The organism is Spirochaetota bacterium (genome assembly GCA_026414805.1).
Taxonomy (GTDB): Bacteria; Spirochaetota; UBA4802; order UBA4802; family UB4802; genus UBA4802.
In genome coordinates this window covers 1-21,683 of record JAOAIH010000013.1, presented here as the reverse complement: position 1 = coordinate 21,683, position 21,683 = coordinate 1, and the positions used below count along the sequence as shown (strand labels likewise).

The 21,683-nt window shown below is 36.9% G+C and carries 20 protein-coding genes; 4 read left to right on the top strand and 16 right to left on the bottom strand.

Going from position 1 to position 21,683, the window contains the following annotated elements; translation table 11 throughout:
- Nucleotides 1-15: 15 nt before the first annotated feature.
- The gene (locus tag N3F66_04305; GenBank protein ID MCX8123369.1) at nt 16-1,407 is read right to left on the bottom strand and encodes a glucose-6-phosphate isomerase; all 1,392 of its coding nucleotides are present in this window, start codon (nt 1,405-1,407) and stop codon (nt 16-18) included.
- A gap of 194 nt (nt 1,408-1,601) precedes the next feature.
- Nucleotides 1,602-2,558, bottom strand: a complete 957-nt coding sequence (locus tag N3F66_04300; protein ID MCX8123368.1) for an L-threonylcarbamoyladenylate synthase — start codon at nt 2,556-2,558, stop codon at nt 1,602-1,604.
- A gap of 187 nt (nt 2,559-2,745) precedes the next feature.
- Between N3F66_04300 and N3F66_04295 the strand changes: the two genes are divergently transcribed.
- Complete coding sequence (locus tag N3F66_04295) at nt 2,746-3,204, top strand: DUF3996 domain-containing protein (GenBank protein ID MCX8123367.1); 459 nt, start codon at nt 2,746-2,748, stop codon at nt 3,202-3,204.
- A gap of 81 nt (nt 3,205-3,285) precedes the next feature.
- Here N3F66_04295 and N3F66_04290 read toward each other — a convergent pair whose 3' ends face one another.
- From N3F66_04290 to N3F66_04265, 6 genes are all read right to left on the bottom strand, one after another.
- Complete coding sequence (locus N3F66_04290; protein MCX8123366.1) at nt 3,286-4,620, bottom strand: UDP-glucose/GDP-mannose dehydrogenase family protein; 1,335 nt, start codon at nt 4,618-4,620, stop codon at nt 3,286-3,288.
- Nucleotides 4,621-4,817: 197 nt separating this feature from the next.
- Entirely contained in the window at nt 4,818-6,011 is a 1,194-nt protein-coding gene (gene lhgO / locus N3F66_04285) for an L-2-hydroxyglutarate oxidase (GenBank protein MCX8123365.1), read from the bottom strand.
- Nucleotides 6,012-6,034: 23 nt separating this feature from the next.
- Nucleotides 6,035-6,820: an MBL fold metallo-hydrolase gene (locus N3F66_04280; GenBank protein MCX8123364.1), complete on the bottom strand. Its 786-nt coding sequence runs from the start codon at nt 6,818-6,820 to the stop codon at nt 6,035-6,037.
- Between the two features lie 62 nt (nt 6,821-6,882).
- The gene (locus N3F66_04275; GenBank protein ID MCX8123363.1) at nt 6,883-8,058 is read right to left on the bottom strand and encodes an ATP-binding protein; all 1,176 of its coding nucleotides are present in this window, start codon (nt 8,056-8,058) and stop codon (nt 6,883-6,885) included.
- 158 nt (nt 8,059-8,216) lie between these two features.
- The gene (locus tag N3F66_04270) at nt 8,217-9,206 is read right to left on the bottom strand and encodes a FecR domain-containing protein (GenBank protein MCX8123362.1); all 990 of its coding nucleotides are present in this window, start codon (nt 9,204-9,206) and stop codon (nt 8,217-8,219) included.
- A 215-nt stretch (nt 9,207-9,421) separates the two neighbouring features.
- The gene (locus tag N3F66_04265; GenBank protein ID MCX8123361.1) at nt 9,422-10,690 is read right to left on the bottom strand and encodes a serine hydroxymethyltransferase; all 1,269 of its coding nucleotides are present in this window, start codon (nt 10,688-10,690) and stop codon (nt 9,422-9,424) included.
- 416 nt (nt 10,691-11,106) lie between these two features.
- On the opposite strand from N3F66_04265, the gene mazG reads away from it, so the two are divergent.
- Nucleotides 11,107-11,883, top strand: a complete 777-nt coding sequence (mazG, locus tag N3F66_04260) for a nucleoside triphosphate pyrophosphohydrolase (protein ID MCX8123360.1) — start codon at nt 11,107-11,109, stop codon at nt 11,881-11,883.
- Nucleotides 11,884-11,915: 32 nt separating this feature from the next.
- Here mazG and N3F66_04255 read toward each other — a convergent pair whose 3' ends face one another.
- The 3 genes from N3F66_04255 to N3F66_04245 all read right to left on the bottom strand — a co-directional run bounded on the left by N3F66_04255 (nt 11,916) and on the right by N3F66_04245 (nt 15,633).
- Nucleotides 11,916-13,235 (bottom strand): LysM peptidoglycan-binding domain-containing protein, encoded by a 1,320-nt coding sequence (locus tag N3F66_04255; protein ID MCX8123359.1) that lies wholly within the window; start codon nt 13,233-13,235, stop codon nt 11,916-11,918.
- Between the two features lie 126 nt (nt 13,236-13,361).
- Nucleotides 13,362-13,700, bottom strand: a complete 339-nt coding sequence (locus tag N3F66_04250) for an STAS domain-containing protein (GenBank protein ID MCX8123358.1) — start codon at nt 13,698-13,700, stop codon at nt 13,362-13,364.
- A 1,039-nt stretch (nt 13,701-14,739) separates the two neighbouring features.
- Complete coding sequence (locus N3F66_04245; GenBank protein MCX8123357.1) at nt 14,740-15,633, bottom strand: hypothetical protein; 894 nt, start codon at nt 15,631-15,633, stop codon at nt 14,740-14,742.
- 209 nt (nt 15,634-15,842) lie between these two features.
- Here N3F66_04245 and N3F66_04240 point away from each other — a divergent pair, with 209 nt between their 5' ends.
- Nucleotides 15,843-16,721 carry a hypothetical protein gene (locus N3F66_04240; protein MCX8123356.1) on the top strand — a complete coding sequence of 293 codons (879 nt, stop codon included), beginning with the start codon at nt 15,843-15,845 and terminating at the stop codon, nt 16,719-16,721.
- A 98-nt stretch (nt 16,722-16,819) separates the two neighbouring features.
- Here the strand turns inward: N3F66_04240 and N3F66_04235 are convergent, their stop codons facing one another.
- From N3F66_04235 to N3F66_04215, 5 genes are all read right to left on the bottom strand, one after another.
- Nucleotides 16,820-17,701, bottom strand: coding sequence for a PHP domain-containing protein (locus N3F66_04235; GenBank protein ID MCX8123355.1), 882 nt, complete (start codon nt 17,699-17,701; stop codon nt 16,820-16,822).
- A gap of 17 nt (nt 17,702-17,718) precedes the next feature.
- Nucleotides 17,719-18,441 carry a M23 family metallopeptidase gene (locus N3F66_04230; GenBank protein ID MCX8123354.1) on the bottom strand — a complete coding sequence of 241 codons (723 nt, stop codon included), beginning with the start codon at nt 18,439-18,441 and terminating at the stop codon, nt 17,719-17,721.
- Between the two features lie 157 nt (nt 18,442-18,598).
- A complete protein-coding gene (locus N3F66_04225; GenBank protein ID MCX8123353.1) occupies nt 18,599-19,369 on the bottom strand; it encodes a polysaccharide deacetylase family protein in 771 nt (256 codons plus the stop codon).
- Nucleotides 19,370-19,419: 50 nt separating this feature from the next.
- Nucleotides 19,420-20,226: an SDR family oxidoreductase gene (locus N3F66_04220; protein ID MCX8123352.1), complete on the bottom strand. Its 807-nt coding sequence runs from the start codon at nt 20,224-20,226 to the stop codon at nt 19,420-19,422.
- Nucleotides 20,227-20,390: 164 nt separating this feature from the next.
- A complete protein-coding gene (locus tag N3F66_04215) occupies nt 20,391-21,086 on the bottom strand; it encodes a hypothetical protein (GenBank protein ID MCX8123351.1) in 696 nt (231 codons plus the stop codon).
- Between the two features lie 243 nt (nt 21,087-21,329).
- Here N3F66_04215 and N3F66_04210 point away from each other — a divergent pair, with 243 nt between their 5' ends.
- Nucleotides 21,330-21,641, top strand: a complete 312-nt coding sequence (locus N3F66_04210) for a helix-turn-helix domain-containing protein (protein MCX8123350.1) — start codon at nt 21,330-21,332, stop codon at nt 21,639-21,641.
- Nucleotides 21,642-21,683 lie beyond the last annotated feature (42 nt).

Genomic DNA, 21,683 nt, shown 5'->3' with positions numbered 1-21,683 from the left:
GATTGTCAAAAAATTTCACAGTATATATGATTCTTTTTTTATATAGCCTTTCACAAAGTTGTCTTTATACTCCTGGTAACCAGGCCTGTCTAAAAGTCCAAAAGTAAACCGTTTACCCTGTTCCACTGCAGGCTGGTCATAAGGATTTATATTATACAGATATCCTGCATATGCTGTCTGCATTTCAAGAAACATGATCAACTGGCCAATTGTCTCTTCATCAAGCCTTTCAAGAATAATAGATGCATTGGGGCGTGATGCTTCTTTTAATACAAGTTCAGTAGCCTGCTCTTCAAATTCATTAAGCCTGCGAAGGCTTTTTCCCGAAAGATACTCAAGTTCTACTTTGCCTTTGTAAAACTCAGGCATTAGTATATCAGTTCCAAAGTCTTTTAGCTTAAGAAAAGTAATAACCTTGTCATTTGGGCCTTCCAGATATAACTGAAGCTGTGAATGCTGATCAATTGTCCCCAGCGCTGCAACAGGAGTAAGCCCAACCATAACCTCGTTGCCCTGCACATCAAACCGCTTTCCTAGCGATTCAGCCCACAACTGCCTATACCAATCAGCAAAAAGGTAGAGCTTGCGCGTATAGGGCATAAGCACATTGATACGCTTGTTCTTTTTTACATCAAATAGGTAATGGAATGCTGCATTTAAAAGCGGAGCATTGTGCCAAACATCCCTCCCATAGTATTTTTCAACAACATCACCTGCACCTTTCAAGAGCTTCAACGTGTCAATGCCTAAAAATTCTGCAATCACCAGCCCTACCGCTGACAGTACGGAAAACCTACCGCCAACATTTGGCGGAACAGGGAATGAAACAAATCCTTCCTCTTGTGTAATCTGGCGCAATACACCCTTCTGTGGATCTGTTATTGTTACAATATGTTTAGCGTAATCTTTTGTGTGTTTCTTTATTGCATCCAGCACAATTGCAAAGTTTGCATTGGTTTCGGTAGTTCCTCCTGATTTTGATATTATTAAAAACAGCGTTGATGGTATATTCAGTATCTGCAAAAGCGACTGCATCTCACCGGGGTCCACATTGTCAAAAAAATATGCTTTACATCGTTTCCCACGGCTTTTTTCTGGCAATTCATTAAGATAGATATCTGCAAGTGCATTTTTCAACGCTTGTGGTCCCAATGCTGACCCGCCAATGCCAACAAGAGCTATCGTATCACACCATGATACTGTATTTTTATATGTGCGGATATCATTTACAATATCTGTGGCAAATGGCAGCTCCAAAAAACCCAGCAACCCTTTAGCCTTTTCATCATCCATTCTTTTGAGTGCAGCATCACATTTGGGGGTAAGTGCATTTATATCATCTTTTGAAATGCCATGGACAGCTCCAATATGCTCATCCATAAAATAATTAAAATCAAATTGTATCATGCTCCAACTCCTTTTAAAACAGGATTGTGAGTATGCCATTACGGACTTGACGTGCAATACAATAGAGCCTGAACCAGCTCCATTGCATATAGTATAATTTTTATATGCTATAAAACCATAGCATGTCAATCATATTATTGGCGACAGTTACTGTGACAAACAAAATTTGCACGCTAAAAAGCTATACTAAAGAATCAACTGTGGCGCGCCTTTGCTTTTAGTAATCTGTCCATGATGGCCTTTCCCAATCCTACCTGAGGCACCTCCTCGGCATAAATCACCGACAGATTCATTGCATCAAGTGCATGAAGGCATGTAAAGAGGTTGGCTGCAGCCTGCCGCATATCACCATCATCTGATAGATACAGTATATGTATATTTTTATATTGAAGCTTTCTTTTTTTAAAAAGAAGCAATCCGCATGAACTGTCATCAGGTACATTATCAAGAGTTTTAATTAGCACAATCTTTGTGTGGGGAGCATAATGGAAGGGCAACTGTCCTGGTGCTTCCACCATGACCGAACGTGTGACAGTTACACTTCCTGCAATGGCTTCAATTTCTTCAACCGGCACACCGCCATGCCGCAGCACAATGATTGATTCACCATCAACTTTGATAATTGTTGATTCAACTCCAATGGGGCATTGTCCACCATCAAGAATTATAGCAACCTTATCTCCTAATTGTGAGGCAACATGACCAGCAGTGGTTGGGCTCAAATAACCAAAAGGGTTTGCGCTTGGTGCCGCTATTGGGACGCCACTTTTTTGTATCAGTTTTTGTGCCACTTGATGTTTGGGCATCCTCACCGCAACTGTATCCAATCCCGCAGTAACTATCTCAGGTATAATATGTTTCTTTGGAAGTACCAGCGTTAACGGACCAGGCCAGAAAGTTTCCATACACCGAGCAGCAATATCCGGAACTGAGGCCACCACTTCTTTTACCATTTCGTGCGAATCTACGTGCACAATAAGTGGATCAAAAAAAGGCCTTTGTTTAATTTCAAAAATTTTTGCTACTGCAGTAGCATTCAGGGCATTTGCGCCCAGACCATACACCGTTTCAGTTGGGAATGCAACACCTTCCCCTTTTTGTATAGCCTGTGCAGCGTTATTGATGTATGTATCCGTTGCAGGATATATCATTGTATATAGTACCCTTTTTATCCATACATATACTACTATCTAATTATTATATTACATTGGATAAATCATGCTAAAAATTTTATGTAGCCATAAAATGGCAATAAAAATTGAATTGACGTATGTAATTATTGAATATTTACTATCAGGCAGCACGTACAATTAATGTGACATTGAATGAGGTGGACCAATGCAAAAATTACTGTTACCTGTGATAATCCTTTCACTGCTCACCACCCCGCTGGTTGCTGCAAATACTATTGGTGCAGGTTTTATTTTGGGTGACCCATCCGGTTTAACAGCTAAAATTTTTATGGGTAAAAGCGATGCCATTGACTTTGGCATTGGTGAATCTGCCGATGATCTTTACATATATGCAGATTACTTGCACCACTTCCACGGAGTTTTCCCAGTAAGTGAACTGGCATTTTACATTGGTGTTGGTGGCGGTTTTCATAATTGGGAAAAAGACAAACGAGATGAACATGAAGAAGAAAATAGAATCGATGTAAGAATACCTTTTGGACTGGAATACACTTTTACTAAAGTTCCAATAGGCATATTTCTGGAACTGGTGCCTGCATTGCGTATAATTCCCGATATTGATTTTGATATCCGCGGAGGCCTGGGAGCTCGCTACTATTTTTAATACCGTCGTGCGTACGCAGAGTATACACAGAAAAATGGGAGAGCCCCTCTGTGTACTCTGCGTAATATTTCTTTATAAAAACTACTTAATTTGACCAACGCCTATCTGGTAAATTTCAAAACCTTCTTTTGTTAATTTTTTGATGTTGTACTGATTCCTTCCATCAAAAATAATAGGGTTTTTAAGCCGCTTTTTGATCTCATCAAAATCCGGGCTTCGGAATTCCTTCCATTCTGTAATAAGCAACAATGCATCAGCACCATTGAGTGCGTCATATTTACTATCGCAATATTCTATATTCTGTAATCCCTTAAGATAAAACCCTTTTGCCTGCTCTGTTGCTTTAGGATCATAGGCTTTAACCTTTGCATTTCTTTTTAGTAATTCCTTTATGATAGTAATGCTTGCCGCCTCGCGCATATCATCGGTTTCCGGCTTAAATGCAAGTCCCCATATTGCAAACACCTTCCCAGAGAGATCCTCACCAAAGCGCTTTACAACCTTGTTGACCAGCAAAAGTTTCTGTTTTGCATTTACCTCTTCAACAGCTGTAATAATCTTTGGCTCATACCCATAATCTTTGGCCGTTTTAATTAATGCCTGTACGTCCTTGGGAAAGCAGGATCCACCATATCCAACACCCGGATAAATAAAGCTATACCCAATTCTGTGGTCGCTGCCAATACCAATACGCACCATGTTGACATCAGCCCCAACTCTTTCGCATATATTGGCTATTTCATTCATAAAGCTTATCTTTGTAGCCAACATGGCATTTGCAGCATACTTTGTCATCTCAGCACTGCGTATATCCATGGCTATAAATCGCTCATGGCTGTGCGTAAATGGAGCATACAGCTCTTTCATTATAGCAAGTGCTTCTTCATCATCAGTACCAATGATGACTCTGTCAGGACGCATAAAATCTTCAACTGCAGCACCTTCTTTTAAAAATTCAGGATTGCTCACTACTGTTATTTTGAAGGAGGCTTTTCGTTTTTTTAACTCCTCTAAAATGGTTGCCTTAACCTTTTCTGCGGTGCCAACCGGTACTGTTGATTTATCCACCACAATCATGTCATGTGTCATATATTTTCCAATTGATTGGGCCACATCAAGGACATGACGTAAATCAGCACTGCCATCCTCACCCATAGGAGTGCCCACCGCAATAAAAAGCACATTGGTTTTTTCCAGTGCTTCTTTTATATCGGTGGTAAACTGCAGATTTCCCTTTTTGTAATTTTCAATAACAAGTTCATCCAGGCCTGGTTCATAGATTGGGATAATTCCCTTTTTTAGCTTTTCCACTTTTTCACTGTCGCTATCAACACAGATAACAGTATTCCCCATTACAGCAAAACAAGTACCTGTAACTAGTCCCACATACCCTGTACCAACAACACTAATTTTCATATTTCAACTCCTTCAATTAAAAAATAGATTTTATTATTAACTTTTGTATACCAGGTCAATCAACAAAGGAATGTAATGAAAGCACTTTAGTTTAAAACAATGCGCTCCGTATAAACTAACACCATACTAATAACATGCTACATTTATCTGCAATAGTGTATAGATAAAACTATCGCCTATAAAAAACATTTCAATTATTATATACAATATTTATCAACTATTAATTTTGCAAATGCCATAGATGCAGTGAATGCTGGCGACACTGCATTTAACACGTGCACTGTATTTGCATCTGCAAACACGCTAAAATCCATCACCAGCTCCTTTTTGGACCAGTCAACCAGCTGTGGACGTATGCCTGATTTTATTGTTGGTTCAATATCACTGAACAAAAGATTTTGTACCAATTCTTTTGCATCCTTGTAAAAGAAATAGGGGATATATTTTTTTGGCTCCTCTAGCGCAACGGTTCTGAAATTTTTATTTGTAAAAAACAGCACTGCATCCTTGAAGAATATACTGGCACTTTCTGTGCCAAGACCTTTGAGCAACCCATAGTGCTCACGGCCAAACACGGGCATAGCCGTGGGTCCAATATACACATCGCCATGGGGATTAGCAGTAAAATGCACACCCAAAAATGGATTGCGAACATCGGGCACGGGATATATGTTGCCGTTAATTTTAAGCCTGCTTGTTTTTTTTAATTTGGCATAAATCCCTTTAAACGGTATTAACGTCAAATGACGTGCAAGCCCCCGTGAATGTGCAATGATATCACTGTATGCACCAGCACAGTTAATGAGCTTTTCAAATTGTATTGCATACTGACCAGCAATCACAGTAGCACTGTCGTCAAAACAAAAAAACGGTGTATTAAATAGCACCGTTACTCCCCTTTGCGCACAGTCTTCATATAATGCCTGCATCACTGCCTTTGGATCAACAACCGCTGTTTGTGGTGAAAATAACGCTTCATTATACGTCTTTGCACAAGGTTCAATAGCAGCTAATTGTTTTACATTAATTAATTGGACCTGGACTCCATTATTACGTGCGCGCTCATACAGCAAATGCAAAGTGGGCAATTGTGCTTCATTCTTTGCCACAATGACCTTGCCTGTTTCATTAACCTTAACCCCTTTTGATCTACAGAATGATTTCATCAATCTGTTGCCCTCTACACAGGTATGCGCTTTCATGCTACCAGTTGAATAATAAATGCCTGCATGCAGTACCCCGCTATTTCTGCCTGAAGCATGGCAGCCTGCCAATGCTTCTTTTTCGCACACAATAATTTTTTTCTTTTTTTTAAGCGATAGCTCTCGCGCTATAGCTAAACCTACAACACCAGCACCAATGATACAGTAATCAGTTTCTATTGTTTTCATGAATATTTTCCAAAAAATAAATATCAAGAAATCAATGTCAATATATCCCCATCGGAAGGGAATTCAATGGATTTATTGTATGAAGCAACAAGTGCTTTCATTTTTTGTATTTGTTCATTAAAATCTACATCCACAACAGGGTATACATGAAGTGCATATACATTCTGTGGCCAGGCATCATTTTTTATTAACGTAATAATGTCTTTGGAAGATAGATGCAACGGATACTCATCTTCTGAAGCTATACCCCACTCAATTACAGCTTTATCCACAGATGAAAGTAGTGTAACCAACGCATCGCAGTATCCTGTGTCACCAGTAATTGCTACCGATAAAGTACCAAAATCAAACCGATACCCTGATGCATAATCACCATGTGCAAGTGCCACTGATGTTACCCTGTATCCATTTCCTTCAAAAATATCACCATCTTTCAATTCAATCAGATCCACCTTAAAAGGCAGCGGATAGTCCCCCATAAACGGCATAAGTCGTTCCTGATAAAAGTTATGCAATCCCTTCGGACCCACTATTGTCAGCGGTTCGGTTCGGTGCCCTGTATGATCCCACATCTCACCCCATAAAAGGTCAGGCAGTCCTGAAACATGATCAACGTGATAATGAGTAAGTATAATTGTAGAAATAGTGCTATAGTTGAAATCAGGATCATTGAGTGCAGCAATAGCATGATAGGCACCACCGCCACAGTCAACCATGACAAGCTCTCCATCAATAGAAAATGCAAGCGACTGTGGTTTACGTGAAGTTGCGTTACAGGTGCCGGTCCCTATGAAGGCTAATTTGATCATAGTACGATTCCTTAAATTGGTTATTTAATTTAGTATATAATAAGAATTTGTAAATAAATAATTTATACAAGAGCTGCCAAAAACTTATCAGCTGAAATAATTCTAATATTTGAAGGAGTAAAAAAATCAATGCCAGGTTTTTTTACAACTTGATAACAGAATGGAATAGGAACCCTTTCTTTAAAATATTCAAGGTTACCTGAAACTAAAACATCAGATAGTTTAGTTTCAACAGCTATCCAGGGTTTTCTATTGACTGTCAGTAAAAAATCCACCTCTTTTTTATCAACATTTCGCAAATACCATAATTCACACACATACCCTTCGCTATCATAAATAAAATGTGCAAATTTTAAAAGATGTGTTGCAACCATATTTTCAAACCTTGCAGCTTCATCTTCAACCTCAGACCAGTCTATAAGATATAATTTTGGTTCTTTTTTAATTGACCTGATCTTTGATTGAGCATAAGGATATACTCTGAAACAGTAATAAAATGATTCCAATATATTCAACCAGTTTGAAACTGCTTTATGACTTACTCCAATGTCTTCTCGCAATGAATTCAATGATAACGGTGAACCCACGCGTTCTGGAAGCATATCACTAAATAATTTCATATTACTCATATCTGTGATCCGTTCAATATCAAGGATATCCTCTCTAAACATTCGTTCAATCTTTTCATTATGCCACCGCCTCAGAGTTTTACTGTTTTGACTAATACAAGGTTCAGGAAATCCTCCATACGTATCAAGCTGTAATAGTACATCTTCATGGTGAATATTCTCAATCTTTAACTCATTAAACACTTCAGGGAGATTGTTTTTGCCAATTAATTCTGCCAGTGAAAAAGGATACAATCGGTAATAATGATATCTGCCCTGTAAAGAATCACCACCCCTCCTGTACACATCAAGACGAGCACTCCCTGTCACAAGAAAGTGAAACCGTTCATTATGTTTATCATATTCTCCTTTTACAAACGACTTCCAGTTCTTATACTTATGTATTTCATCAAGAATAATCAGATTGGCATTCCCTGGCCATTGACTGTGTATAATAATTTTTCTATCCTGACGATTATCCCAGTTGAAATAAGCAGCACAGTCATACATTTTGCCAATTAACTTTTTGGCAAGTGTAGTTTTACCAACCTGACGTGGACCACCCACAAATACCATTTTTTGGTTAAGATCATTGTAAATGGAGCGTGTAAGATATCTATCTACTGTCATAAATATACAGTACTAAATAATGGGGTGGGAGTCAAGAATTTTTGCCTATAAGCAAAAAAAATAGCTAATAATTTTGCCTGATAGCAAAATTATTAGAAACATTACCCCGCTTATCGCAGAAGCGGGGTAATATGTATAATAGTAATAAATTTTATATATCACTGATTCTTAAACTGATTTAAATCTACTTTTGGCTTTTCAATCTTTGGCTTCATCGCACTCATCTGATCTTTTGCCTCTGTTGAAGCCTGGTCCTTATCAACCGCTTTGGCATCCTGCATTTGGCTCTTTGCTGCATCAAGTGACTGCTGAGCAGCCTTGCCTGATTCACCTTTTATCTCACCCTTTATGCCTTCAATCATTGCCTTGTCACGAGCTTTCTGCTCTTCAACCAGCGCTTTGTCCTTTTCACGCTGTTCTTCTAGCATCGTTTTGTCAGCTTTCTTCTGTTCTTCTACATACTTCAAAATTTCCTCGCGCTGCTGCTCATACTTCTTGCGGATATCTTCTCGCATTGCCTTTATCTCAAGAAGAATTGAAAGCATACGCAGCTTGTCTTCAGATATCTGCTTTGCTACCATGTCCTGCCCAGGAACAACATCAACTTCCTGCTTTTCTTCAAGCACTATTGGCTGACCTGTTGCCAGGCTCTGGTTCAAGACTTCAAGCATACCATCCAAGCAGGCAACATTACTCTTATCCTCTTCCTGAGTCACCAGAAAATCAGTACCGCGTACCGCTGCTATTGCGGTAGGAGTTTTTACCTGATAACTATCGCCCTTGGCAAGCTTCTTTGTTACTTTTGAGAACATGCGCCCTTTTTCTACAATAAACGATGACTCTTCAGTATTGCTGTCAACATTGGTCAAAAGTTTTTCAACTTTTACAACTGTATCGCCTAAAATCTTTACAGCATTTTCGCCAATATAAATCTCAGCTAACGATTTTGGCCCCACTGTTTTGATAGTCATGCCTTCTTTGATTGCATCGCCAATCTGGGCTTTTGCTTCAGTTCCATTTGTAACAAGCAGCACTGTGCCAGAAACAAAGTTAACCAGCCCTTCACGCGCCACGGTATATTTCTTTTCTTTTTTACAGCCAGCTACTGCTATGGAACACATAATTAGTACGGCTACTACCTTTTTCATATATTCCTCCAATAAAAATAAAAATTGCTTTTGCTTGATTTAAAACATGGTACCTAAACTCTCTCTTCTGTCATTAGAAATCCCAGACTACATACCCTGTCATTTCCAATCACAAAAGGGTGATAAATCTTTAGAATAAATGATTTATGCTTCTTACCTTTATGTTCATCAAATGACGTATGAATGCTACTACATTTCGTGCATTTAGTCAAGAACTATATTCCTCGCGGCTCTAGGCGCAAAAAATCAGTGGGATATGCCTTGCAAATTTCCTGCACTTGGCCTTTCACCCGGTTTAGCACTTTTTCATCATCCATATTATCAATGATGTCACAGATTAAATTGCCAATATGCCTGAAATCATCTTCCTTCAAGCCCCTTGTAGTGAGTGCAGGGCTTCCAAGGCGTATACCGCTCGTTACCATAGGCGATTTATCATCAAACGGTACACCATTTTTATTACAGGTTATACCAGCCTCTTCCAGCCTGTTGGCAACATCCCTGCCGGTTAAGTTTTTATTGCGAAGATCAACCAGCAACAGGTGATTATCTGTGCCGCCACTGACAAGAGTAAGTCCACGCGATAACAATGTTTGGGCCAAAGATTTAGCATTAGCAATTACCTGAGCCGAGTAATCCTTAAATGACGGCTGCAGCGCCTCACCAAATGCCACCGCTTTGGCTGCAATAGTATTCATAAGCGGCCCACCCTGAATGCCCGGGAAAATGTACTTGTTCATCATCCCTTCGTATTTTTGCTTTGCTAGTATTAATCCGCCGCGTGGCCCACGCAGTGTTTTATGAGTGGTCATCGTTACAAAATCAGCAACTGGCACTGGCGAAGGGTGATGCCCTGTTGCAACAAGCCCTGCAATATGCGCAATGTCAGCTAAAAGCACAGCGCCAACGCTGTCAGCTATCTCCCGAAACCTGTTCCAGTCAATTATGCGCGGATATGCTGATGCGCCGGCAATGATGATTTTAGGCTTATGCTCTTTAGCAAGCATAGCTGCCTGGTCGTAGTCTATGCGGTGAGTATCCTTTGTGACACCGTATGATACAACCTTAAAGTAAATACCCGAAAAGTTAACTGGGGAGCCATGCGAAAGGTGACCGCCATGTGAAAGGTTCATTCCCATAATGGTATCGCCCGGTTCAAGCAATGCCATAAGCACAGCCATATTTGCCTGCGTGCCACTGTGTGGCTGAACGTTTGCAACATCGGCACCAAAAAGTTTTTTAATGCGGGCGATAGCTACGGTTTCCACCTCGTCAACAAACTGACAGCCATTGTAGTAACGCTTGCCGGGATACCCTTCTGCATATTTATTGGTCATTGTACAGGACGACGCCTCCAGCACCGCCTGTGATGTGTAATTTTCTGATGCAATTAGTATAAGCGTGTTCTCCTGACGCTGATTTTCTTTCTGAATAATTGAAAATACTTCAGGATCCGAATCCTTTAAAAATTTTTGTATACTCATGAAATACCTCGTATGTTAGGGAAAAATTAGTATGTATCTACACTATGGTATGCTCTATAGTGCGTATGTCCACAATAATATAATAGTGTCAACATAAAATTTTACTTACTTGATACTAATAATTTCCTCAAATAATTTTTTAAAATCTTTGTCTTTTCTTATAGTGATGCAGTGCACATAGCATCAGCATAAAAAATCTAAAGCTTAGTGCATTAGTTTTGATATTACTGTAATAAAGCGCTATAAATGAATGTATAACAATCGTAATAAAAATTGCAGGATACCCTATAGTAGTATTCTTTTGTGGCAGCGGATATCATTGCTTTTTATTTTGTGTACTATACAACATGTAATTATTATTAATCTCTATAACAATACATATTCACATACTTAACATTCATTTTCTGGAGAAAACAATGGAAACACCACCCCTGTATAGATTAAAAGAAATCGCAAGCATATTACGAAGCCCCAATGGATGTGCGTGGGATAAGGCACAAACCTCAGATACATTGAAGCCTTACCTCATTGAAGAAGCTTACGAAGTATATCAAGCAATAGAAAACAACAATTATGAAAACCTTAAAGAAGAATTAGGCGACCTTTTATATCAAATCTATGCACATGCACAGCTTGCCAGTGAGCAAAATATCTTTGATATTGATGATGTGGCCACCACTGTCATTGAAAAGTTAATCCGCCGTCATCCTCACGTATTTGGCAACGATACCGTAAAAGATAAATATGAGGTCATAGACCGCTGGGAAAAAATTAAGAAAAAAGAAAAACAAAATGGAGAGTCCTTGTTAGAAGGTGTACCAGCTCATCTTCCCGCATTGCTGAAGGCATACCGTGTGCAGCAAAAAGTTGGTAGGGTTGGCTTTGACTGGGAGCGTATTGAAGACGTTATATCCAAATTACACGAAGAAGTAAGTGAATTTAACCATGCACTACAAAACAATAAAGAAAACCGCCAAGCACTTAAGGAAGAAATTGGTGATATTTTATTTACTATAGTTAACATTGCACGGCATGTAGAAATCAATCCCGAAGAAGCTCTCCAACATACTGTATCCAAATTCATACAGCGCTTTCAATATATAGAAAAACGCCTTGATGAAATGAACAAGGATATTACGCAAACCTCACTCCATGAATTGGATGCACTGTGGGAAGAATCAAAGAATAAATAATACTAAGGGGCTGCAAAAGCAGCCCCTTACATTTATTCAGTTTTCATTTTAAGCTCAGTTGCAGGTGGCTCTTTTTCTTTTATAACTGCTTGTTTACCTTCATCTTTTACTGGTTTTACTGGCTGTGTTATCTTTGTTGCAGTTTTTGGTATTTTCAGCATCCAGCCAGGTTTTATTAAATCAGGGTTTTTTACAATATCCCTGTTTGTTTCAAAAATCACTTTCCACTTAAATCCGTCATTGTAAAATTTTTCGGCAATACGCCACAGGCAGTCCCTTTTTGCAGGATTATACTTTACTTTATACAGTGTGTAGTCGGTTTCTTCTTCAACTTTTTTCTGCAGGGCTTCTTTAGGTTCTTCTTTTACAACTGCTGTTTCTTTTGCCTGCTGTTCAATCACAGGAGCTATCGCCACCGCCTTCTTTGAAGACACTCCTTGTGCAATACTGATAGCCTGCCCTGCAGCAATCATTGATTCTTTGTATTTGGCATCGTTAAATAAAGTCTTTGCCTGCTCAAGCGATTCCTCTGCAGCCTTAATATCGCTTGATGAAAGCTGTGCAGCTTGACTGCCTTTAGCTGTCTGTATAGCTGTTTGCGCTTCCTCAATCTTTTTGGCAGCAGTTGCTTTCAGCGAAATAAAGTATGCATCATCAGCATTGAGCTTTGCAACTTCAACAGCTGAAAAACCTTTTTTAAGTTCACCTGTTTCATACGCCATGCGCGCAACCTGCGAATGTTCCTTTGCCAAAGCCAGTTTTTCAGGAGCATATTGAGTGGCACCGTAACTTTCTGCCTGAGCAATAACAATATTTACTTCTTTAATTGAATCAGCCAGCGTTTCCTTCTGGTTCATTGCTACATTGCGAGCATTTTTTGCATACATATCTGCGTCAAGGGCAGCTTTGTAGGTGGCAAGGTAATTCTTATTTTCATACTGCTTGCCTGCCTCCTGCAACATGTCATTAGCTTTTGCATAATCTTCCTTTGCAAGAACTGCCGCATATGCATCATCAGCCGCCTGCAAGCTTTGCGTTGCTACGTCAAGAGTATCTTTGGCAAGAAGTGGGAGCGCTTTATCATAGGCTTCTTTAGCCTTTTTCTGTGAGTCTAGCGCATTTTGCTTTGCCTTATCATATTCCTCATTTTTTACATTATCATGAGCTTTTAAAAGCAAATCTTTAGATAAAAGGTATTCATCTTTTGCATAGTAATCAGCTTTCACTGATTCAGCTTCGCTAATTGCATTTTTTGCAAGCGATAGCTCCTTAACAGGAACCTTTTCAAAACAGGCAGTTAACATTGCTACACCAATAACTAGTACTACAGCGATAATTTTGTTTATTTTCATATATTCCTCCGAACATACAGATCATCATGCTGAGCATGATTCAGCATTGATTCTTTATTTGAAATTCTTACACCACTGAAACTCATTATGGATATGTGCAACACGTATCTTAGGTTGAATTTATACTTACCGTTTGAATGATTCTATTGCCGCTTCTTCTGAATCATATATTTCAAAGAAGGATGTTAACTTTGTGAGTTCAAAAACCTTTCGCACTGATGCAAATACGTTAATTATCTTCAACCCACCCTGATATTTTTTTAAGTTTGATAGACTTGAAATAAGCGCACCAATCCCCGAAGAGTCGATATACGTTACTTTTTCCAGATTAATAATGACATTAAATTTTTTTTCTTCAATGAGGCTGTTGATGATGTCCTTAATCTCCGGTGCATTGTAAAGGTCTATTTCGCCTGAGATATCCAGTATGACAACGTCATCCTTTGTTCTTTTTGTGATATCCATAAATTGTTAACTCCCAAAAATAATGCTCACATTGCATTACATTAATAAAAAATACTACACTAATAAAAATAACATGTCAAGATATTTTATTTTTAATGTTTTGTAAACAATTTTTTTTGCAACCCGTTCCAATTCTTTGTAACTTAAAAAAAATTATATATACCTTTATATTATATTTTTGTTGATTTAAATCAACATATTTAATTTTAATATAATAATATTACAATATATGACAATGTATGATATAAAGCATGATGAAGGAATATTTTACTTAAATAGCTATAAAAAAATGGGGTGAAAAGTAAGAAATTAAAACATTATTTATGGCACTTGCAATTTTTTGGCATATTACATAGGAGCATACTATGAGCTCTATGAAAACATAAATTTTATAACAAATCATGGCTACACTTACATTTAATAATCCTTTCCTCTCAAAGGCGCTCATTCCGTTGCTTTTTGTATCATATCGCCCCTCAATGTGCAAGTGTAGCCATTGGACTAATACATTTTAAAATAACGTTTACTATTTCTTAATGCTCTATTCATTTACTACCGTTTACATTCTGTTAACATTTATTTTAAATAATTTTAAAAAAATATAAAATATTAATATTCTGTTGTTATATTTTATAACATTTTGTTATAATCAAAACACTGATAATTCTTTACATACAATAAATTTAACTATTGTTTGCATTATTACGTTTTATTGCAAAACTATCCTAATTGCTCTATTTTACGCCAATTTATTCATTTCACTGATTTGGCAGTACACATTTTTTTTTGATAGCATACTGATTACAATTAATATAATTGTTATATATATTATCATAACATTTATATATTTATTTTCAGTAGAATTATAAATAATGATAATAATATAACATTATTAGGTTTAGAAGTTAGGATATACAAAACATCCAAAAATGATGAATCTAAGGCAAAAGCATTAGCTGAGTTAATTAAAAAATTAATGAAGCTTTGAGCTATAATAATGTCGCCGGTGTAATTATTAGGTTTAACTATATCGGTTAATCTATTCACTATAATGTTTCAAATACTGTATCATAAGTTCTTTAAACCCTGGCAGTGTCAACCATCTACCATATGCCAATGCAATGATTGCAAGCCCACCATCACGCAGTGCTATAACACCACCATAGGCAGTAGTTATCTTTTTACCGTATTCACCTCTTACATCATCACAAAATCCTATTACATGAAATGCTTCATTAGCACTTACTCTATCATAAAATGTTATCTGTAATTCAACAGTAACCCCTGCCTGCCATACCGATAGAAACGTTGACCAACCCATGGTTTCATCAAGCAGCGAACTAAGTACACCATTATGAACATATCCATCCGAAGTTTGCACAAAATTATTATCACCACTTAAATGGGAAATCAAGTAGGTTCTATCTGTTTTATAATCGGTTATATAAAATACCCGCTGCTCATGCTGGCCCGAAGAAGTATTAATAAGTTTTGTTGACATATTAGGAATAATAAACGGTGTTGATGCATCCATATTATTTTTCAAGATTTCAACAATCTCCCCCCTATATGAATGAACATGTTCTTCACTGTAACGGCAATTGCAATAGGGAAGTTGTAATGATTTACCAAACGTACCAAAATAGTAACGAGCATCTCCTTTATTAACAATGCATCGCACTACATCACCACACATCAATCGTTCCCCTGCAAAACGAAATCTGTATTCATGCGGATAGAGAGCTGGATATTCCTTAGCAATATCAATTAATTCAATGAATGTGGTCATCGCCAACCCACCGTGAGGGATACCTGGCCAGCCCTCATGCTTCTTTTCTATCTTTACATCAGCAACTATCGCCATATCCTCAAAACGATAGGATCTGAATATAAATCCATTTTGACCACAATAATAACAATTATTATGTCGCATATTTATTTCATTATATTAATAACAATCAATCCACTGCAAAAATAGAAATAATTTGTTTTAAATAACAACTATTTTTTTAAATTAGATAAAAGATTTGACAAAAACATTTTAACCAGTTATTCTATGCACTGATTATTATTTAGTTATTTTGCTGCTATTTCAAGCGGTACCAACGTGAATTTTTACTACACACAAGGATGGAGGCATGTATGTTTATTTTACAAAAACGGAATTTTCTTGTTATGCTTGTAATATTATTATGTACAACTTCAGTTATTGCAATTGACTTTAACTTCCAGCCAATTATAATTGAAGACCTTTCCCGCTACAATGAGGACAGAATAGCATATCAGCATGTTCAAAAACAGGTTTCACCATATATGGACAATTCTTTTTCTGCATTATTAATAATAAAAGGGAAGAAAATATATCTTATTCAGGATGGATATGATAATCCTGACATAGTTGCAAACAACCGTCTTCGTTTAGAAATGGAAACAAAATTAGTAGGCGACTTATGGGAAAATAAAATTAATAATAAACCTGACTATGTACGCATAACTGAACGCAAAGTAGAACTGCTGAAAAACTTCAGCGAGGATTTTGTATCTAAAAATTTTGGAACTTTTTTCATAAATGTCCGTAATGCGTTAATTAAAAAACATGTTGAAGTATTTAAAAAGCTTATGGTTGACCGTAAAGAATCGGGGCTCATTGTTACCCGCACTCCCCTTCCTATTCCTGCATATCTCAATGCACCCGAAACACCAACTAAATACAAAGTTACCGTAAGTGGGAAAACCATTGACGAAAAGCTTTACTATGCAGAGGATAGTGATGGTGATGGCATCACTGAAACATTTATGGTTAACAGCGCCGATGGCTTTAACTGGGGATATAAATCAGGTGCTAATATAATTTTTATTTATAACAATTTGGATGAAGAGATTAAAGGTTTAATAGGCCAATTGTGTCATTGGGCATATTATGGAACTCCAGAAGAGGAAAAAGAAATTTTGCAAAATTTCCCCAAAGACAGCGATATTATTAATGAATTTAAATTAGAGGTTCCACCACAAACTAAATAAATATCTGTAATATGCAATTCATATATTAAGAGGTGGGGTAAAGCCCACCTCTATTATTTTTATCATACCTGCTTTCTTTTGTGTAATCCCAATTATCATTATTGGTTATTTTTCAATTTCTTTAAATCTTCCAAGAGACTGCAATCATTTCCCTCTATTCCTCCCAAAGAAACTTTTGGCTTAGATGTTGGGCCATGAAAATCAGACCCAGCAGTTACTAATAGATTATATTTTTTGGCAAATTCTTTGAAATATTCAACTTCCTGTTTAGTATGATATGAGGAGATAGCTTCTATTCCCATTATTCCCATTGAAACAATCTTTTGTAAATGCTCCTCACCGCTAACAAACTTAGGATGAGCTAGCACTGGAATACCTCCTGAAGCTTTTATCACCTCAATACCTTCTTTTGTTGGAATTGATATAAACGGCACGTATGCAGGCATGTTTTCTGCTAAATACTCTCTATAAAAAAACATTAATTTGTTGTCGGATTTTTTTCCTTCAAAATATTCCTGTAGGCGCGCATCCTTTCTATTTGCAGGATTTTCAAAAACTTCAAGCATTATTGCAGTACCAGTTGGAGGACGATTATTTGCTTTCTTCCATACATTATCTTCATTCATGGAAAAGCCAATTTCACGCAATTTTTCAATTCTGCGTTTTGCTATCTCCCATCTATATTGTCCTATTTTTTTTAATATTTCATTTAGTTTGGGATTATCCTTAATATAATATCCCAAAATATGCTGTTGAGAGCCATCTTCATAGATTGTTGTTAATTCAACACCAGGAACATATTCTATGCCATATTTTTCGGATGACCTGGCTGCATCGGGTATTGATTCTATTGAGTCATGGTCAGTAATACTGATTGCACATAACCTTGTCTGCTTGGCTAGTTGAAAAATATACTCTACAGAGTAATCACCATCTTCGCTGTAGTGAGAATGAATATGCAGATCAATCCGGTGGGCCATGTACTAATTGTATCACTTCATTTGGGGTTTTTCATTATAATAAGGGTTTTTTCTGGAAGCAAATCCAGCGGATTAAGAGGTATATCAGCACATCGTATTTCAAAATGTAGGTGATTACCCGTTGATCGTCCGGTACTACCAACAAGAGCTATCACCTGGCCTTTCTGTACATAATCTCCTATCTTTACCAGCAACACTGAATTATGCGCATAGCGAGTGATATAATTATCTCTATGCTCTAACGTGATAGAATTACCATAATTTCCGCAATACCCTGCATAGATTACTTTTCCTTCCATGGCAGCTCTCACCAGTGTGCCTTTTGGTGCAGGTATATCAACTCCCGGATGGAATCTCCCCCAACGCCTTCCTAACCCAGACGTAATTTTCTCAGGATCACCTATTGGCCAGATAAATTCGTTATATGAAATAGTAACTGGTTGTAACGTAATCCCTTTTTCCATCAAGGTTTGAATATATGAATCTGAATAAGGAATAAAAATATATGATTTTTTGAAATTTTTTTCATTAATTCCATTGATTGTGTATACTTCATCAGTACTTGCACCAAACTGCTCAGAATACATTTTTAGCTGTTTCAGAGTGGCAACTTCTACCCATTTCCCACTTTTTCCTTTATACCGTTGAATATGTTCATTGTCTATAAAGTAAATTTCATTGGCAAATGTGAAGGAAGTAAAAATAATAAAAAAAATAAATAATAATTTCTTTATACTCATAACAGATCAATCCTGCACACAGTATTTTTAATACAACAACCACTTTGAGGGTTATATCACTATGTATTGCATCTATTTGTTAGATAATTCTTTGGGAGCCGATAGCAACCTTATTATAACGTGAAATATAGTCTCCATTTGTCAACAATTTTTTAGTTTACCATGCCAACGATAACACTTTTTCATCAGGATAACTGCTTTTAACATGGTGTCTTCTTAAACAATAATTATCCCTTGTTACTATATTTGGTCCATAATCAGTTGAAAAAACACGTGTATACCCTGCATCCCTGCAAAGCTCCGTCAATTCCACACAGTACCTACCATACGGGAACGCAAAATAATCAATTGTTTTATTCAAATATAATTCTAGAACTTTTTTTGAAAGATATATCTCTTTATATAATGCATATTTACTCTCTAATGTACCTTTTTCAAGCAATTGTACCAGATCAACATGACTCTGAGAATGGCATTGTATATCAATATTATTTTTTTGCATTATTTGTAACATCCTCCAAGTCAAATTATTTGTTCCTCTATGCATAATAGTATCTATATATACAAAAAGGGTTATAGGATAGTTCATTGAACGGGCCAATGGCATCAATATAGAATACATAGAATAATACCCATCATCAAATGTTATTGAAACAACTTTTTCCGTAAAGGGATTATGCATATCAATATGTGATTCCATCTGTTGTAGTGAAATCACTTTGATATCATTATTCTGCAAAAGTGTAAATTGATTCTTAAGTTTTTCAAAAGGAATTGAGTAAGGGCCTTTCCCATCTATGTTGTGGTACAGTATGATTGGAACATTATGAAACCTTGTAAAATTACTATGAGCTATCGGTTTAAATACTTCTTTTTCTTTTTGTATATATGTATCAGTTGTATAGTATACACCTATATATATTGACACCAACAAAACACTTAAAAAACTTATTATTATAAGCAGGTTGTCAATTTTTATCATAGCTTAATCAATATATCAGTCAGTAACCGTGTACCATATCCGTTTAATAATCGGTGCAAAAACCATGTAGTTTTACTCATAAAGCCAGGAACAATCAAAAATTTTTTCTTCATTATAGCTTTCATTATTGCCTGAGCAATTTCTTCGGCTGATAACATACCTGTAATGCGTTTTATACGTTTTGCCTTTTTTGGTATAGTTTTTAGTTCTTCCTGTAAAAATGGTGTATCTACTTCAGGTGGACAAATAACCGATAATGTTATTCCATTTTCTCTAAATTCACTTCGAAGGCAGTCAGCCAGGCCAAATACAGCAAATTTGGAAGTTCCGTATGCCGAATATGTATACACTCCAATAAGCCCTGCAAGAGATGAGAGCAATACACAGTGTGTATTTCTGTTTTTAAGATACGGGTAAAATGCTTTCAATGTATACCATATTCCAAATACATTAATATCCATAATTTTCTTAAAGTCATCATCATGTATATTTTCAAAATAATTTGATAAACCCACACCGGCAGCACATATTAAAACATCAGGATTACCAAATTTTTTTATCATTGCAGGTACGACTTTATACAGCTTTTTTGCATTACACACATCTATTGAAAACGCATCAACTTTTTGGTTACTGCTTACACAAACGGATTGAATCTCCTTTTTTGCTTGTTCCAATTTTTTTGTGTCGCGTGCAATTATTGCAATATGTGCACCTTTTGATGCAGCTAATTTTGCAAACGCAAGGCCAATTCCACTTGAACCACCTGTAATATAGATACAGGCACCCTGCAGGGATTTCATTGGCTTTCCTCCTTTCAAATAATGATCAAATAATGATTTCTTATTTAACCTCACCCCCAACCTATTTCCTTAAAGTAGGGAGAGGGGAGACTCTATTTTAGAATATAATTGTTTTATTATATAGATGCACTGAAGCTATGATTCACTCATTATGAAGATTTAGACTACTTCATCATTGGCTTCGCATCATTCCCAAATTTCAGTAAAACAATTGTATTCCCATCATCATCCACTGCTTTCACAATGCCATTAATGGGAACTGCATAATGATACCACCCTTTTGATTTTATTTTTTTGCCAAAGAATGAAGCTTCAGAATCCACTACGTTAGTCCCTTTGAAAATGCCTGCCGGCACCTGAATCACTCCACCATCTTTATAGCTGGTTATCTTCATGCTAACACTGGCTATTCCTTTTTTATACATGCCTTTCATCATAGTAAGCATTGGACCTTCAACGGTCTGCACATCACCTTTTTCATCTTTTATCTTTACCCATACTATATCCATATCATCAAGATTGCCTGATATTGCGGCTTTCTCAAGACCAGTTATAAGCATCTGCATTATCCCTTCCTGATTGTCTGAGAGCGTATAAGTTTCAAAGATCCATCCGCCCTGTGCTTTACCTACTATTGCCATTCTTGTTACGCTTTTTTTACCATCAGAATCAGTTTGTCCCATCACCACATATTGCCCTACTGCATACGGTTTTGGCTTCATAAATTTTTGTGTGCCCGCATACGTTGTCTCTTGGGACTGCGCAAACTGGCTGTCTACTTTTGCTTTCAACTGTGGATTAACAGAAGCACCACATGATATAACAAACATAATGCCAAATAATACACTAAACTTTTTCACAGGGAACCCTCCACAATATTTTATGTAACATCAACATTTAAAAAATGTTGTAAATGCTCAACTGAATCTTTCTTCTATCACCTTAATTTAATTTCATTATATAAAATAAGTCAAGCCTTATTAATGTGCTCTGACCCCATTTACAGTTTGCCTTCCTTCAAGCAGAATATAAATGCAAATTCAATAATGAAGTGCAACACACGATGAAAAAAATGTAGCCTCATAAGAAGGATATCCAATATAGTGATTGTTGATCCACAACAACACTTATGGAGGATAAGCTCTTATGAGGCTCTATACACATATAACAGAAATGAGCGTGAAGTCATTCAAAAAATGCTGTATGCACATGAAAATTTTTCACTACGGGAAATTGCACGAAAGATAGGCCCATCACCATCTACCGTGTTACGAGAACTCAAGCGGAATGCGACACATACCTACAATGCCAAAGAAGATAGGCACAAAGCTCATAAAAGACGGAAAGAGGCAAAACAAAGTAAAATAGAACGCATCTCTGAACTACGGGAAAACATACTATCGTTACTGGCGTAGGGTTATTCACCAGAGTTGATACTGTCTCTTATACACATCTCC

Coding starts and splice junctions, on each gene's coding strand:
- N3F66_04245 (MCX8123357.1), bottom strand. CDS start 15,633: ATGCGACATAATAATTGTTATTATTGTGGTCAAAATGGATTTATATTC.
- N3F66_04220 (MCX8123352.1), bottom strand. CDS start 20,226: ATGAAATCCCTGCAGGGTGCCTGTATCTATATTACAGGTGGTTCAAGT.
- N3F66_04305 (MCX8123369.1), bottom strand. CDS start 1,407: ATGATACAATTTGATTTTAATTATTTTATGGATGAGCATATTGGAGCT.
- N3F66_04280 (MCX8123364.1), bottom strand. CDS start 6,820: ATGATCAAATTAGCCTTCATAGGGACCGGCACCTGTAACGCAACTTCA.
- N3F66_04230 (MCX8123354.1), bottom strand. CDS start 18,441: ATGAGTATAAAGAAATTATTATTTATTTTTTTTATTATTTTTACTTCC.
- mazG (MCX8123360.1), top strand. CDS start 11,107: ATGGAAACACCACCCCTGTATAGATTAAAAGAAATCGCAAGCATATTA.
- N3F66_04250 (MCX8123358.1), bottom strand. CDS start 13,700: ATGGATATCACAAAAAGAACAAAGGATGACGTTGTCATACTGGATATC.
- N3F66_04290 (MCX8123366.1), bottom strand. CDS start 4,620: ATGAAAATTAGTGTTGTTGGTACAGGGTATGTGGGACTAGTTACAGGT.
- lhgO (MCX8123365.1), bottom strand. CDS start 6,011: ATGAAAACAATAGAAACTGATTACTGTATCATTGGTGCTGGTGTTGTA.
- N3F66_04295 (MCX8123367.1), top strand. CDS start 2,746: ATGCAAAAATTACTGTTACCTGTGATAATCCTTTCACTGCTCACCACC.
- N3F66_04275 (MCX8123363.1), bottom strand. CDS start 8,058: ATGACAGTAGATAGATATCTTACACGCTCCATTTACAATGATCTTAAC.
- N3F66_04235 (MCX8123355.1), bottom strand. CDS start 17,701: ATGGCCCACCGGATTGATCTGCATATTCATTCTCACTACAGCGAAGAT.
- N3F66_04255 (MCX8123359.1), bottom strand. CDS start 13,235: ATGAAAATAAACAAAATTATCGCTGTAGTACTAGTTATTGGTGTAGCA.
- N3F66_04300 (MCX8123368.1), bottom strand. CDS start 2,558: ATGATATATCCTGCAACGGATACATACATCAATAACGCTGCACAGGCT.
- N3F66_04265 (MCX8123361.1), bottom strand. CDS start 10,690: ATGAGTATACAAAAATTTTTAAAGGATTCGGATCCTGAAGTATTTTCA.
- N3F66_04270 (MCX8123362.1), bottom strand. CDS start 9,206: ATGAAAAAGGTAGTAGCCGTACTAATTATGTGTTCCATAGCAGTAGCT.
- N3F66_04240 (MCX8123356.1), top strand. CDS start 15,843: ATGTTTATTTTACAAAAACGGAATTTTCTTGTTATGCTTGTAATATTA.